General features: G+C 74.3%; 12 protein-coding genes. 4 read left to right on the top strand and 8 right to left on the bottom strand.

All coding sequences use genetic code 11. From position 1 onward, the window contains the following. Nucleotides 1–19: 19 nt before the first annotated feature. Nucleotides 20–691: a lysophospholipid acyltransferase family protein gene (locus BJY14_RS19730; RefSeq protein WP_179844969.1), complete on the bottom strand. Its 672-nt coding sequence runs from the start codon at nucleotides 689–691 to the stop codon at nucleotides 20–22. Nucleotides 692–1,099: 408 nt separating this feature from the next. On the opposite strand from BJY14_RS19730, the gene BJY14_RS19735 reads away from it, so the two are divergent. Then, nucleotides 1,100–1,450 (top strand): STAS domain-containing protein, encoded by a 351-nt coding sequence (locus tag BJY14_RS19735; RefSeq protein WP_179844970.1) that lies wholly within the window; start codon nucleotides 1,100–1,102, stop codon nucleotides 1,448–1,450. Nucleotides 1,451–1,473: 23 nt separating this feature from the next. On the opposite strand, the gene BJY14_RS19740 is transcribed toward BJY14_RS19735, so the two are convergent. From BJY14_RS19740 to BJY14_RS19765, 6 genes are read right to left on the bottom strand one after another with little or no spacing between them, the layout of a single operon-like run. Next, nucleotides 1,474–2,301, bottom strand: coding sequence for a glutamate ABC transporter substrate-binding protein (locus tag BJY14_RS19740; protein ID WP_179844971.1), 828 nt, complete (start codon nucleotides 2,299–2,301; stop codon nucleotides 1,474–1,476). A gap of 29 nt (nucleotides 2,302–2,330) precedes the next feature. Beyond that, complete coding sequence (locus BJY14_RS19745) at nucleotides 2,331–3,854, bottom strand: GlnX family signal transduction membrane protein (protein ID WP_246395992.1); 1,524 nt, start codon at nucleotides 3,852–3,854, stop codon at nucleotides 2,331–2,333. Continuing rightward, the gene (locus BJY14_RS19750) at nucleotides 3,851–4,615 is read right to left on the bottom strand and encodes an FHA domain-containing protein (protein WP_179844972.1); all 765 of its coding nucleotides are present in this window, start codon (nucleotides 4,613–4,615) and stop codon (nucleotides 3,851–3,853) included. The genes BJY14_RS19745 and BJY14_RS19750 overlap by 4 nt, the downstream gene beginning before the upstream one ends. A 5-nt stretch (nucleotides 4,616–4,620) precedes the next feature. Then, the gene (locus tag BJY14_RS19755; protein ID WP_179844973.1) at nucleotides 4,621–5,940 is read right to left on the bottom strand and encodes a vWA domain-containing protein; all 1,320 of its coding nucleotides are present in this window, start codon (nucleotides 5,938–5,940) and stop codon (nucleotides 4,621–4,623) included. Then, the gene (locus BJY14_RS19760; protein ID WP_179844974.1) at nucleotides 5,937–7,061 is read right to left on the bottom strand and encodes a PP2C family protein-serine/threonine phosphatase; all 1,125 of its coding nucleotides are present in this window, start codon (nucleotides 7,059–7,061) and stop codon (nucleotides 5,937–5,939) included. The genes BJY14_RS19755 and BJY14_RS19760 overlap by 4 nt, the downstream gene beginning before the upstream one ends. A 2-nt stretch (nucleotides 7,062–7,063) precedes the next feature. Beyond that, on the bottom strand, nucleotides 7,064–9,112 hold the full coding sequence (locus BJY14_RS19765) for a serine/threonine-protein kinase (RefSeq protein WP_246396891.1): 2,049 nt from the start codon (nucleotides 9,110–9,112) through the stop codon (nucleotides 7,064–7,066). Between BJY14_RS19765 and BJY14_RS45330 the strand changes: the two genes are divergently transcribed. After that, a complete protein-coding gene (locus tag BJY14_RS45330; RefSeq protein WP_246397876.1) occupies nucleotides 9,048–9,368 on the top strand; it encodes a hypothetical protein in 321 nt (106 codons plus the stop codon). The genes BJY14_RS19765 and BJY14_RS45330 overlap by 65 nt on opposite strands. A gap of 301 nt (nucleotides 9,369–9,669) precedes the next feature. Here BJY14_RS45330 and BJY14_RS19770 read toward each other — a convergent pair whose 3' ends face one another. Continuing rightward, nucleotides 9,670–10,884 (bottom strand): hypothetical protein, encoded by a 1,215-nt coding sequence (locus tag BJY14_RS19770; protein WP_179844976.1) that lies wholly within the window; start codon nucleotides 10,882–10,884, stop codon nucleotides 9,670–9,672. 342 nt (nucleotides 10,885–11,226) lie between these two features. Here BJY14_RS19770 and BJY14_RS19775 point away from each other — a divergent pair, with 342 nt between their 5' ends. Together BJY14_RS19775 and BJY14_RS19780 are read left to right on the top strand one after the other, a co-directional pair. Further along, complete coding sequence (locus tag BJY14_RS19775) at nucleotides 11,227–12,576, top strand: hemolysin family protein (RefSeq protein WP_179844977.1); 1,350 nt, start codon at nucleotides 11,227–11,229, stop codon at nucleotides 12,574–12,576. Beyond that, nucleotides 12,564–13,580, top strand: coding sequence for a hemolysin family protein (locus tag BJY14_RS19780; RefSeq protein ID WP_179844978.1), 1,017 nt, complete (start codon nucleotides 12,564–12,566; stop codon nucleotides 13,578–13,580). The genes BJY14_RS19775 and BJY14_RS19780 overlap by 13 nt, the downstream gene beginning before the upstream one ends. Nucleotides 13,581–13,582 lie beyond the last annotated feature (2 nt).

Genomic DNA, 13,582 nt, shown 5'->3' on the forward strand with positions numbered 1-13,582 from the left:
ACCCCCGGCGACACGCGGGTCAGCCCGTTTCGGCCCGTTCGTTGTACTCCGCGGCGTACTCCTGGCCGGACATCTTCTGGATCGTCTCGACGATCTCGTCGGTGATGGCGCGGCGGGCCTTGGCGGGCGGCAGGTCCCGGTAGTGGGAGAAGTCCATCGGCGGGCCGATCCGCACGGTGGGGCGCGGGCCGAACACGCGCGGGAACGCCGCGCCGATCGGCTGGATCTTCTCGGTGCCCTCCAGCGCCACCGGCAGGACGCGGGCGCCGGACTCCAGCGCGAGCCAGCCGATGCCCGTCCGGCCGCGGTAGAGGCGGCCGTCAGGGGAGCGGGTGCCCTCGGGGTAGATCGCGAACGCGCCGGCGTTCTCGAGGACCTCGGCGGCCTGCTCCAGGGCGCCCATGGCGGCCCGCCGGGCGCCGCGCCGCACCGGGACGTGGCCGAGGTTGGTGAGGAACCAGCGGACGAAGCGGTTCTTCAGCCCGCCCCCCTCGAAGTAGGCCGCCTTGGCGATGTAGGTGACCGGGCGCGGGACCGCCAGGGGGATGATGAAGCTGTCGATGAACGACAGGTGGTTGCTCGCGACGATGAGCGGCCCGTAGCTCGGCACGTTCTCGCCGCCCACCACCCGCGGACGGAAAAGCAGCCAGAGGATCGGACGCACCACGCGCGTCATGAACGTGTAGAACACCCAGCCTCCCGAATTTCGCCACCGCCACTGTAACCTCTGCACCGATCCGGGCCCCGGTCAGCATCCTCCTTTGCCGCCCCAGAGAGGGCCATGAATGGTCCAAGACCTGGTCAAAGGCCGGGTGGACGGGATTCGCGGCCATTTCTTACCGCCAAGTAAGTTTCTGTTCGGTAAGTTATTGCCCCGTTTAACGGATCTCCCGGGAGGCACCCGGATGCCCCGGGCGCATCGTCAGGTACAGTCGGGACCGGGGATCAGACGGGCGTCCGGGCCCGCGTTACGGTCCGGGTCACGGGCGGGCGACCTGGTCCTTTTCCCGGGAACTGCTTGGAATGCGGGCACGGGTGCGCAATCCTGAGGAGTCACCTGAGATGGCCGGGTACCGCCGGAGTGGGGCGTGAGGTGACGATGGACTTCGACATCAGCCTGATGCGCGACGACCGCTGCACGCTCGTCCGCGTGAAGGGCGACATCGACGTGGTGTCCCGCGCGCGCTTCGAGGACGCGCTCTTCGAGGTCGTCGAGTCGGGCGAGCCGATGGTCGTCGACATGCGCGAGGTCACGTTCTGCGACTCCACCGGCCTGAACGCGATCGTCGCCGCCAACCGCCGCGCCGCCGAGCACGGCACGCACCTCGCGCTGGTGGCGCTGCCGCCGCGCGTCCAGCGGGTCTTCCGCATCACCGGGATCGACAAGTTCATCCCGATCCACGAGACGCTGCGGGAGGCCATCGTCGCCTTCCCCTCCACCACCCCGTAGGGCCCGGGGCCGGCCCCGGCGGGTCAGGTGCAGCCCTCGAACTGGGGCACGCTCGTCGTCAGCTTGAGCCCCGACTTGCCGAACCACGTGTTCAGCAGCCGCTGGGCGGTGCCGTCCTGGTACATGTCCGTGATCGCACGGTTGACCTCCTCGCAGCCCTTCAGGTCCCCCTTCTTCAGGCCGACGCCGTACTTCTCGTCGGTGAACGGCGCGTTGATCATCCGTCCGGGGCGGCCGGTGGCGAACCCGGCGAGGATCAGGTCGTCGGTCGACACCGCGTCGAGCCTCCCGCCGGCGAGCGCGTCCATGCAGGCGCCGTAGGTGTCCACCGTGACCGGCTTCGCGGCCACCTTGCGCTCCTCGATCACGCGGCGCCAGGAGTTGGAGCCCTTCACCTCGCAGATCCGCTTGCCCTTGAGGTCCCGCACGTCCCTGATCGCGGCGGCGTCGGCGCGGACGAAGGTGTCCTGGTGGGCGACGTAGTACGGGCCCGCGAAGGTGACCTTCGACTTGCGCTTCGCCGTGATCGAGTACGTCGCGACGATCATGTCGACGTCGCCCTTGGCGAGCGCGTCCTCGCGGACGGAGGAGTTCGTCGTCCTGAACGTCAGGCGGCTCTTCGGCACGCCCAGCCTGCCCGCGATGTAGGTCGCGACGTCGACGTCGAAGCCCTCGTAGGTCCCGTCCGGGCGCTTCACGCCGAGGGCCGGCTGGTCCTCCTTCACGCCGATGACGAGGGAGCCCCTGTCGGCGATGGACTGCTCCTCCTCGGCGCCGAGGCCGCAGGCCGACAGCAGCGCCGCCGCGGCGAGGACGGCCCCCGGGGCGGCGATGGCACGGGTCGCGCGCATGGCTTGATCTCCTCGTCAGCGGAACTCGGTCAGCGGAACTCGGCCAGCCGGGGACGGACCCCCGCGATGATCAGTGCGGCGATGACGACGGCGGCCACCGGCGGCACCGCGTTCCAGCCGCGCAGCCCGCCGTCGGCGTCCCTGATCGCCTTGTCGAAGGCGTCCTGGTGGACGGCGGTCAGCGAGCTCAGCGCCGCGTCGTAGGCGTCGAAGTCGCGGATCGCGTTGGACGTGCGGCCCATCCGCAGGTCGACCGCGCCCGCCCGGTTCCCCGCCGACGCCAGCTGCCGCATCCGCGCGTCGTTGCGCTGGACGGTCCGGTACGCCGCGAGCGTCCTGGCCAGCGCGTCGCCCTCCCGGCCCTTGTCCACCGTCCGCGCCTCGTCCCCGAAGAAGCCGAGGAACGGCGACGCCTGGCCGGGCCGGTACGCGCCGGCCTTCTCCTCCAGGCCCGCGTAGTAGTTCTCCAGGTTCACCGGCCGGTCGCCGAGGTCGGGGTAGATCACCGACAGCGACTTGTCGAGGTAGGTCTGCTCGTAGGTGTCGGCGCGGCCGGGGTCGAGGAGGTAGCGGCTCTCGTCCCCGAACGCGCTGTGGCTGATCGCGCGGGCCCGCGACAGCTGCAGGATCGAGTCGAAGCCGTCCTCCTTGGCGGTCCTGATGTGCCCCGCGTGGGCGGTGAGCAGGCCCGCCCCGACCGCGGTGAGGACGACCGTCCCGAGCGTCGCCAGCACCAGCGCCGGGTTCAGCACCCGCCGGAACGTCCGCACCAGGTACAACTGCGTCGCGACCAGGAGCAGCAGCGCGACCAGCCCGGTGAGGGCGACCCAGGTGCGCCCGGTCAGCACCGCGGACCGCTTCGTCTCGTACGACTGCCGGACGTTCGCGCCGGTGTCGAGCGTGATGTTGTACGCCTTCGGCAGCAGTTGCAGCTTCATCAGGTCGGTGGCCTGCCGGTAGGCGTCCAGGACCTGCGCCGGCGTCTCGCCGGGCGCGTGGTTCGACTGCGCGTCGAGCTGCATGGCCTGGCCGACGAGCCGCTCGTACTTGCCGAGGCCGTCCAGCACCTCCTGGACGGTCCGCCGCAGCGCCGGGTCGCGCCCGGCGAGCTGCGCGGCCTGCACCGCCGCCGCGTCGGCCTCCCCGCGGCGCTTCTCGTACACGCGCAGGGTCTCGTCGTAGCCGATGCCGAGGCCGTGCTCGCGGCCGATCAGCAGGATGCTGGAGACCTGCGCGTCCATGTCGCTGAGCGCGAAGTACAGCGTGCCGGTCGCGACGACCTGCGGACCGGCGTCGTGCCCGATCGTCTCGACGGAGTCGCGCGCGTTGCCGACGGCCACGGTGAGGACGGCCAGCAGCGCCACCAGCGCGGCCACGCAGAGCACGACATGCGCGCGGATGCGGCCCGGGATCGTCTTGAGCCATCTGCCGCGCACGAACGTCCTCAGCCGGCCGCCGCGCCCCGGGTCGGCGGGCGCCCTGTCCGGGGGCTGCGCGGGCGGCGCGGGCGGGCGCGGAGCGGGAGCCGCCGGCGGTGCGGGACTCATCGTCATGACGTGCCCTCCTGCAGGGACAGCGTGATGGTCGTCCAGGCGCCCACGTGGATGCGGTCGCCGTCACCGACCGGAACCGGCACGTTCACCGGGATCGGCTCCGTTCCGCCGTTCACCGTGGTGCCGTTGGTCGAACCGGGGTCGATCAGGTTCCAGGCGCCGTCCGGCCGCGCGAGCAGGACGGCGTGCAGATGCGAGACGCCCGGGTCCTCCGGCGGCGCGCCGAGGTCGATCTCGGGCAGCAGCGCGCGGGAGGCGCTGCGCCGCCCGATCCGGACCTGGCCGCCGAGCAGCGGGACGCGGCGCTCCGGGCAGTACGGCGGGAACGCGAGCCCGCCGCCGTCCGGTCCCATCTCCGCGACCACCGAGTCGAAGTAGGCGCGGTCGGCCATGACCAGCGCGTGCGGGCCGGGCGCCGGCACCGGCGCCGGGTGCGGGGCGACGGGCGCGCTGCCCTCCCGCTGCTGCGGCACCAGCGGCACCGCGTGCGCGGTGCCCGCCGGGGTGAACTCGACGGTGTAGACGGTGCCGGTCTCGAAGTCGTACCCGTCCTCCTCGCAGAAGCGGCCGGAGCGCGGCGTCCCGCAGTGCGGGCAGGCGGGCTCCTCCGCCGCCGCGGACTCGGCGGGCGGCGCGGGCACGGGCGGGGACGCGGGCGCGGGCTCGGCGAACTCGGCGCGCCGCGCGCCGTCCATGAGGTCGCCGCACACGTCGCAGTAGTCGGTGGACTGCGACGTGTGCCCGCTCGGGCAGACCGGCATGGGCCTCAGCCCCCTGCCGCGTCGCCGTGCCGGGTTCGCACGGTCCGGACGGAGCGGGTGTCGAGCGACATCTCGTCGGCCTTCGCCACGTCCCGTTTCAGCCGCACGGTGCCGCGCGCCGGGTCGACCACGTCCACGACCTTGTCGAGCAGACTGGAGATCTGCTCGTTGCCGACCTCCCGCGCCAGCACCACGGCGCGCCCGAGCCGGGCGGTCGCGGTGTCCTCGTCGCCCTCCCGCCGCGCCTCCAGGCCCTGCTGGATCGCCTCGGCGAGCTCGGACTGCCCGGTGTGGTGCGCGACGCGGCCGTTGATGCGCGTCGACCTGGCCTCGTCGTCGGTCCACTCGGCGATGACGTTGCCGGACGCGAGGACCTGGTCGCCCGCGACGAGCTTCACCCACGCGGCCCGCATCTGCCGGCCCACGTCGCCGGGCTGAACCTCCACGCACAGGTGGTACTCGCGGTTCTCGTCGCCCCACGCTCCGAGCGGGTAGTCGCCGGTCTGCGGGCCCGACTCGCCCCGGCGGGCGGTGAGGTCCTCCACGGCGGGGACCATCTGCTTGACGAACCGCAGCCGCGCCTGCTGCGGCGTCCACACGCGCAGCGTCACGTCCGCGACCTGCTTGCTCATCGCGGCCCGCGTCATCGCCAGGAAGTCGGCCTCCAGGTCGGCCGGGTCGGGGACGTCCAGGAACCCGCCCAGCAGCACCGAGGTGATCTTGCGGAGCTCGGCGACGTTCCAGTCGGTGCCGACGCCGCGCGCGTCGCACAGGAAGCGGCCGGTGCACTGGCGCAGCGCGGCGTCCAGCTCCTCGTCGGACTCGTGCTGGTTCTTGCCGTCGGTGAGCAGGATCGCGTGCTTGACGGCGCCCGCCGCGACGGCGTCGTGCCCGGTGAACAGCCGGTCGGCGAGCCGCAGCCACGACCCGATCGCCGTCCCGCCGGCCGCCTCCAGCCGCCCCACCGCGTCCACCGCGCCGCGCCGGGACGCCGCGTCGGCCCGGACGAGCCGCTCCCCCTGCGGGTAGACCATCCGCGGCCGGTTCGCGCCCGCGACCACCGCGAAGTGCACGCCGTCGCGCAGCACGTTCACCGCCGCCCGCGCCGCCCGCTTCGCCGCCGCCATCTTGCCCCGGTACGACATCGACCCGGAGGTGTCGATCATGATGATCTCCGCGGCGGGGGCGCGCCCGCCGTCCGCCGCCGGGCCCGGACCGCCGGACGCGCGCGCCTCCACCGAGACGATCGCGTGCATCTCCCGCCCGCCGGCCGGGAGGTAGGGGTTCTGGTCCACCCGTACGGCGAACTCCGGAAAATCGCTCATCTGCCCCGCTCCCTGCTCGGTCCTGGCGGCGGGTAGCGAAGGACCGCCACCGTCACGTTGTCGTGCCCTCCCGCGTCCAGCGCCGCCCGCACCAGCCGCCGCGCCGCGTCCAGCGGGCCGTCCCGGCCGGTGAGCGCCACGGCCGCGAGGTCGGACGGCTCCGGCAGGTCGTTCCACAGCCCGTCGCTGCACAGCACCACCAGCCCCGGGCCCGTCGGCCGGAACGCCGCCACGTGCGGGTCGAGCGGGCCCGCGTCGGCCCCCAGCCAGGCGGTCAGCACGTGCGCCCGCCGGTCGGCCCACGCCTCCTCGGCGCTCATCGCACCCTGCTCGATCATGGACGAGGCCCACGAGTCGTCCGTGGTGAGCCGGCACGAGCCCGCCGGCGAGAGCCAGTAGGCGCGGCTGTCGCCGACCCAGCCGACGGTGATGCCGCCCGCGTCCACGACGGCCGACACGAACGTGCACGCCGGCGAGGAGTCGGGATCGCCGGGCAGCCCCGCCACGACCTCGCCCGCCCGCGCCGCCGCGTCGCGCATCGCGCCCCGCGGGTCGGCGCCGGCCGGGACCCGGCCCGTCAGCACGGCCAGCGCCGCCTCTGCGGCCAGCCGCGACGCCTCCTCCGACCCGGGCGCCGTCGCGACCCCGTCGCACACGACCGCGCACACGCCCGCGGGCAGTTCCGCCAGCGCGAACGCGTCCTCGTTCCGGCTGCGCCGCAGCCCGAGGTCGCTCACCGCCGCCCCGGACCGCCCGGCCTCGGCCTCGACGTGCTCCCGCCCGCTCGGCTGCCGGAGCCCGCACTGCTCGCAGTACCCGTCCGCCCCGACGGCGCCGACGCCGCAGTCCACGCAGGCGCCCCCCGCCGCGGTGCCCTCGCCCGGGTCGGCCTGGGGTGCGCTGGGCGGCTGCTCACGCTGGCGGGGGACCGGGTTGGGCGCGAACGGGGCCGCGCGGGAGGCCGGGGTCGGCGAGGCGTGCGGAAGGGCCGTGCCGAGCGGCGGGGTCCTGGGCGTGGTGGGGTCGGGGCGCCCGCACTCCTCGCAGAAGCGGTCGCGTTCGTTGACGGGCTCGCCGCAGGTGCGGCAGAGCGCGACGGGGGTGTGCTGATCCGCGTTCATGTTCAGAAGAGCGTCCTCGGGCGGACGGCGTTGGCCCGTTTGACCATCGCGTGGCGGTGCTCGGCGCCGTCGGCGAGCTTGGCGAGCACGCGGTAGACGTCCTCCAGCTTCTTGCGGAGGGCCTGCTCGTCCAGGTCGGTGCCGAGGATCTGCTGCCGGACGCCGGGCGGGGTCGTCCCCCGGTCGGCGCGGACCCAGGTCAGCGCCGCCTCCAGCACCTCGGCGGCGAACGCGGCCGACCGCTCGGTGTCCAGGCGCAGGGACGACAGCCGCCGTCCCGCCTCGACGAGCGCGGGCGCGTTCAGCTCGGCGCCCCCGCGCCCCCGCACGGCCGTGGCGACGGCGGCGAGCTGCGCGGCGAGGTAGTGGCTGGAGATCCGCGGGACCGAGTCGAGGACGCGTTCGGCGGACGCCCGGTCGCCCGCCGCGAGCCGAGTTCGGGCCAGCCCGAACGCCGCGCTGACGTGGGTGGGATCGGTCCGCCAGACCGTCTCGTAGTAGTAGCCGGCGGCGGCCGTCTCGCCCAGGGTCTCGTGGCAGAACGCCAGCGCGAGCTTGGGCGCCTGCTCGCCGGGCGCGAGGTCGTACAGGTCGTTGAACACCGCGACGGCCTCGGTGCCGCGCCCGCCGGCGAGGGCCCGCGCGCCCCGGTACCAGTCGACGCGCCAGTCGTCCGGGGCCTCGGCGGCGATGTCCTCCAGGAGGTGCGCGGCGCCGTCGAGGTCGCCCAGCTCGATCCGGACGCGCACCAGCGCGAGCCGCACCTCGCGGGACGCGACCGGCGCGGACGCCAGCGCCGCGGCCAGGTCGGCGGGGTCGCGGGCGGTGAGCCCGGCGAGGAACGCGGCCGCCGGGTCGGAGGCGTACACCAGCGGGACGGGCAGCGCCGCCGCGGCGGCGGCCGGCTCCACCGGGGCCAGGATCGGCGCCGCCCCGCCGCTGCCCCGGGCGCCGTCCAGACCGCCGACGATCTCGGTTCCGGCCGTCTGCTGCTCCGGCCCGAACAGCGGGGACGGCGCGGGGCGCGGGCGCCCGTCCTCCGCCGACAGGACCTCCCGCAGCACGCCGGTGAGCTGCTCGGCCATCTCGGCGGCGCTCTGGAACCGGCGGGCCGGGTCGGGGTGCGTGGCCCGGCGCAGCAGCCGGTGGTAGGACTCGTGCCGCTGGAACAGCGGCACCTCCTCGCGCGGCGGCAGGCTGCGCAGGTGCCGCCCGGTGTAGCCGCGGAACGGGAAGCTCAGCACCGCCAGCGTGCGGCCGACGGTGTAGAGGTCGGAGCTGACCGAGGGGCCCTGCGAGCCGATCTCGGGGGCCTGGTAGCCGGGCGTGCCGAAGATCGGGCTGTCCGCGTCGAAGGCCCGCCGGACGCCGCCGAGGTCGATCAGCTTGAGCTGCTCCTCGGACTGGATCGCGTTGTCGGGCTTGAAGTCGCAGTACAGCAGCCCGACGCCGTGCAGGTAGCCGAGGGCGCTCAGCACCTCCAGGCCGTAGGCGATGACCTGGCCGAGCGGCAGCGACGCCTGGTCGCCCTGCGCCTGGCGGGCGCTGAGCAGGATGTCCTTCAGCGAGCGGCCGCCGACGTACTCCATGACGATGTAGCCGGACTCGCCGTGCCGCACGAAGTTGTAGATCTTGACGATGTTCGGGTGCTCGACCTCGGCGAGGAACGCGCGCTCGGCGGTCGCGGCGGCGAGCGAGTCGGCGTCGCCGGTGTCGAGCAGGCCCTTGAGGACGACCCACCGCTCGCTCACGTTGTGGTCGCGCGCCAGGTACACCCAGCCGAGCCCGCCGTGGGCGAGGCAGCCGAGCACCTCGTACTGGCCGCCGATCATCTCGCCCGGCTGGAGCTTCGGGGTGAAGGAGAACGGGTGGCCGCAGTTGCGGCAGAAGCCCTCGGTGCGTCCCGGGCGGCCGCCCCGGCTGCGCCCGACCTTCTCGTCGCACTTGCTGCAGAAGCGCCGGTTCTCCGGCACCTCCGGATTCTCCATGATCGCCGAGGCGGGGTCGCGGGCCGGCACCGGCGGCACCTCGACGAGCCCCGCGCCGAGCATCCCGCGCCTGGCCGAGCCGCTGGAGCCCGTCCCCCGGGTGCCGCCGCGCGAGGCCGTCCGCCCGGACCCGACGCTGCCCGACCCGCTCGTCGGCGCGCTGCCGTACGAGGACCCCTGCCCGCTGCGCCCGCTCTGGCCGGACGACCCCGGCGGCATGCCCGCGGGAGGCGCGGGAGCCGCCGGAGTGGTCACCGGCGCCTGCCCGGGGGCGGCGGCCGGGGCCGAGCCCGGAGGCCGCCCGTATGCGCCGGGGTAGCCGGGCATCGCGGGCGCGGCCGGACGCACGGGCGCCGCCGTCCGGGCGGGCTGCGCCGGACCGCCCGGCGACGGGCCGATGGGCGCCGGACCGGTGTGCGACGGATTGATCGGCACTGCGGGATGGGACGGCGCCGGCTGGGACGCGGGCTGAGGCGCCGGCCGAGCCGCGGGGGGCGCTTGCTGGGGCGCCCGCTGCGAAGACGAGTTCGGTGGCGGTGCCACTGCGGGAGCCATGCCGCAGACGTCGCAGAAGCCGTCCGCCTCCACCTCGCCTGTGCAGCCGGGCTGGGTGCATCGGTTCATCGCCGGGTCCCCGTCTCGCTCTCGCACGCCCTGATCGCTCGCTGGTACTCCGCCAGCACCGTGGTCGCCCTGCGCAGATCGCAGGGCGCCGTCCACAGCACCTCGCGCGCCTCCCCGTACAGCACGGTGAGCCGCTCGTCCTCGGCCAGGCCGAGCCGCGCGGCCTTCGCCCGGTACGCCTCCAGGCGCCCCCGCAGCTCACCCCGCCGGTCGAGCAGCCCGGCACTGAGACGCAGGTCACCGCGCGCCCGTTCCAGCGCCTCCTCGACGGCGTGCTCCAGCTCGGCGAAGCGTCCCGCCATCTCCACCCAGCGGCCGGCCTCGCGCAACCGTTCGAGGGCGGCGAGCCGGTCGCGCAGCGCTGCGCCGAGGCCCCGCGAGGGCTCCGGGAGGTTCGGGGAGTGGATCTTGTCGAGGGCCGTCGCGTGGGCGGCGTGGGCCCGCCGCTCCGTCTCCTCGACCTCCTCGACGGAGGCCGCGACCCGAGCCACGAGCTCCTCGTAGTCCTCGCGCATCCGGGCGACGCCGGCGAGTTCGTCGCCGAGCGAGGTCAGTATGGCGCAGACGCGGTCGAGGCGGGCGGTGTCGGCGTGGCCGTCCTTGACCAGCGACAGCGGGTCGGTGCGGACGAGCCGGCCGAGCGCGGTCAGCTCGCGGCCGACCCGGTCCAGCTCCGGATGCCGGGTGCCGTCGAGCGAGTGCGCCAGCCGCGCCGTCCGGCGCCAGCTCTCCTCGGCGTCCTCCAGCGGCTGGAGCAGCGCCGACCAGGCGGCGTCGGCGGCGGTGATCTCGCCCGCGACGAACTCGTAGGCGTCCGACATCATCGCGACGGCCTCGTCCAGCGTGATGCGGCGCTCCTGCGGGCCGAGCAGCGTCCGGTGCTCCAGCGGGATCTGCCCGTCGGGCAGCTCCACCGACTGGCCCGACAGCAGGCCCGACAGCTCCATCAGCGCGGCCGGGTCGAGCCGGGGCGACCGCTCGCGCAGCTCGCCCGCCGCGTCCAGGACCCGCTGGTAGGCGTCGAACAGCCGCCACAGCGTCGCCAGCCGGGCCTGCGCAACGTCCCAGCGCCGCCACGTCTCGCCGGTGAGCCGGGCGCCCTTGAGCAGGCGGCCGCCGTCGTGGCGTTCCAGTTCGAGGAGGTTCGCGGCGATGCGGTCGCGCTCGTCCCGCAGCGTGCGCAGGGCATGGTCGACGCCTTCACGGCTCATGGGCGCGGCGGCCCCTGCCCCGCTCTGGTCCAACGTCTGCCCCGCGATCGTCTTCTCGGTCCCCCCTGAGCATGCCCGCAGAGCCGGTCTGGGAGCACGGACCGGTCCAGTATCGGACGTACGCTCTCATACAAGTGTGATCCGTGACACTAACCGAGACAAGGTGCTTTCCGTCTCGACAGGTCCGCGTCGCGGGACCGCCGCTCTCCGCTGATCCTCACGTGCCCGTACCCTGTGCAGGGGGAACCTCGTTGTCCCTGGTGACGTTACGACAGATACGTCATTTAACGAGAGGAGTGGTGAGTCCGCGGTGTCGGACCCCAGTCATAGACCCGGTGCCCCATGCTGAGCGCGGCACTGGGAGTCCTCGCGGTGATCGTCCTCACCGCCGCCACCGGATACTTCGTCGCCCAGGAGTTCGCCTACGTCGCCGCCGACCGCGCGACCCTGGAACAGGCCGCCGAACGGGGCGACACCTCCGCCCGCAGAGCCCTCAAGGTCATCGGCAGGGTCTCCTTCATGCTGTCGGGCGCGCAGCTCGGCATCACGATGACGACCCTGGTCGTCGGCTTCATCGCCAAACCGGCCCTCGCCGAGCTGATCCAGCCGCTGCTGGGCCTGGTGGGCATCCCCGAAGGGGCGACAGGCGCGATCGCCCTCGCGACCGGCTTCGTCCTGGCGACGCTCATCCAGATGCTCCTCGGCGAGCTGTTCCCGAAGAACCTCGCCTTGGCCCGCGCCGAGCAACTGGCGCGCGTACTGGCCGCGTCCACGCTCGTCTACCTGACGGTCGCCGGGCCGCTGATCCGGCTGTTCGACCGCGCGGCGGAGCGGCTGCTGCGCGCCGTGGGCGTCGAGCCCGTCGAGGAGCTGCACAGCGGCGCCACGCTCGAGGAGCTCGGCGACATCATCGGCAAGTCGCACAGCGCCGGGCACCTGCCCGCCGACCTGTCCGGCCTGCTCGACCGCGCCCTGTCGTTCGGCGACCTCACGGCCGACGAGGTCATGGTGCCGCGCCCGCACGTCCGCGCGCTCCCGGCGACCGCGCCGCTCGCCGACCTGGTCGCGCTGATCCGCGAGACCGGGCACAGCGCGTACCCCGTCTACGGGACGGAGGTCGACGACGTCGTCGGCGTCGCGGGCGTCCGCGAGGTCGCCGACGACGCGCTCGACCCGTCCACCCCGGTCGGGTCCGTCGCCCGGCCCGCGCTGCTGGTGCCCGGCAGCCAGCCGCTGTACGGCGTCATCGAGCACATGCGCGACTCCGGCGAGGAGTTCGCCTGCGTCGTGGACGAGTACGGCGGGCTCGCCGGCATCCTCACCTTCGAGGACGTCGCCGAGGAGCTCGTCGGGGAGATCGCCGACGAGACCGACGGCCCCGAGGACGCCCCGAAGTCCGGGCCCGACGGGTCCTGGCTGGTCGACGCCGGCATGCGCATCGACGAGGTCGGCCGCCTCACCGGCCTCGACCTGCCCGAGGGCGACGCCTACGACACCCTGGGCGGCCTCGTCATGGCGGAGCTGCGGCGGCTGCCGAGCCCCGGCGACCGCCTCACCGTCGCACTGGACGGCGGCGCCGTCGAACTGGAGGTCGTGAGCGTGGCCCGCCGGGTCGCCGAGAAGATCCTGATCCGCGCGGCCGCGCCCGCGGACGTCCCGTCCGGCGAGGAGGAGGTCGCGTGGACCCGCTGACCTCGCTGCTGATCACCGCCGCGCTGCTGCTCGGCAACGGCTTCTTCGTCGCCGCCGAGTTCGCGCTGGTCGCGGCCAACCGCCCGCAGCTCGAACGCGCCGCGGCCAAGGGCAGCCGCCCCGCCGTGGCCGCCGTCGCGGGCGTCCGCGAGCTGTCACTCATGCTCGCCGGCGCGCAGTTCGGCATCACGATGTGCTCGCTCGGCCTCGCCATCGTCACCGAGCCCGCGTTCGAGCACTTCCTCGAACCGCCGCTGCACGCGCTCGGCGTCCCCGAGGCGGGCTCCAAGGCCATCGCGCTCGGCTGCGCGCTCGCCGTCGTGACGTTCCTGCACATGGTCATCGGCGAGATGGCCCCGAAGTCGTGGGCGATCGCGCACCCGGAGCGGTCGGCGATGATCCTCGCCCTGCCGTTCCGCGCGTTCGCGAAGGTGTCCCGCCCGATCCTGTCGGCGCTGAACGCCGTGACCAACGCCCTGCTGCGGCTCATCCGCGTCACGCCGAAGGACGAGCTGGACAGCCACACCGACCCGGCGCGGCTCAGCCACCTCGTCGGCGAGTCCCGCCGCCTCGGCCTCATCGGGCGCCGCGACCACGAGCTGCTGCACCGGGCGATCTCGGCGCGGGAGGCCACGGTCGGGCGCCTCGTCGTGCCCGCCACCTCCGTCACCACGATCGACGCGGACGCGACCGCCGCGCAGATCCGCCGCACCGCCACGGCCAGCGGCCACAGCCGCCTGCTGGTCCGCGACCTGGACGGCGCGATGACGGGGATCGTCCACGTCCGGGCCGCCATCATCGAGCCGGGCGACGAGCGCCGCGCGGGCGAGCTGGCGCACCCGGCCCCCGTCCTCACGGCGAAGACGACCGTGCTGGACGCGGTCAGCCGCATGCGCCGCGGCCGCGCCCAGCTCGCCGTGGTCAACGACGACCGCGACGAGTTCACCGGCATCGTCACCCTGGACGACCTCCTGGCGGAGCTTCTGGCCACCAACCCGCACTGACA

The sequence above is a fragment of the Actinomadura luteofluorescens genome (assembly GCF_013409365.1).
GTDB lineage: Bacteria > Actinomycetota > Actinomycetes > Streptosporangiales > Streptosporangiaceae > Spirillospora > Spirillospora luteofluorescens.

Bases quoted from the DNA above. Each gene is read 5' to 3' on its own strand.
- BJY14_RS19735 (WP_179844970.1), top strand. From the start codon at position 1,100: ATGGACTTCGACATCAGCCTGATGCGCGACGACCGCTGCACGCTCGTC.
- BJY14_RS19740 (WP_179844971.1), bottom strand. From the start codon at position 2,301: ATGCGCGCGACCCGTGCCATCGCCGCCCCGGGGGCCGTCCTCGCCGCG.
- BJY14_RS19745 (WP_246395992.1), bottom strand. From the start codon at position 3,854: ATGACGATGAGTCCCGCACCGCCGGCGGCTCCCGCTCCGCGCCCGCCC.
- BJY14_RS19750 (WP_179844972.1), bottom strand. From the start codon at position 4,615: ATGCCGGTCTGCCCGAGCGGGCACACGTCGCAGTCCACCGACTACTGC.
- BJY14_RS19755 (WP_179844973.1), bottom strand. From the start codon at position 5,940: ATGAGCGATTTTCCGGAGTTCGCCGTACGGGTGGACCAGAACCCCTAC.
- BJY14_RS19760 (WP_179844974.1), bottom strand. From the start codon at position 7,061: ATGAACGCGGATCAGCACACCCCCGTCGCGCTCTGCCGCACCTGCGGC.
- BJY14_RS45330 (WP_246397876.1), top strand. From the start codon at position 9,048: ATGATCGCCGAGGCGGGGTCGCGGGCCGGCACCGGCGGCACCTCGACG.
- BJY14_RS19765 (WP_246396891.1), bottom strand. From the start codon at position 9,112: ATGCTCGGCGCGGGGCTCGTCGAGGTGCCGCCGGTGCCGGCCCGCGAC.
- BJY14_RS19770 (WP_179844976.1), bottom strand. From the start codon at position 10,884: ATGAGCCGTGAAGGCGTCGACCATGCCCTGCGCACGCTGCGGGACGAG.
- BJY14_RS19775 (WP_179844977.1), top strand. From the start codon at position 11,227: ATGCTGAGCGCGGCACTGGGAGTCCTCGCGGTGATCGTCCTCACCGCC.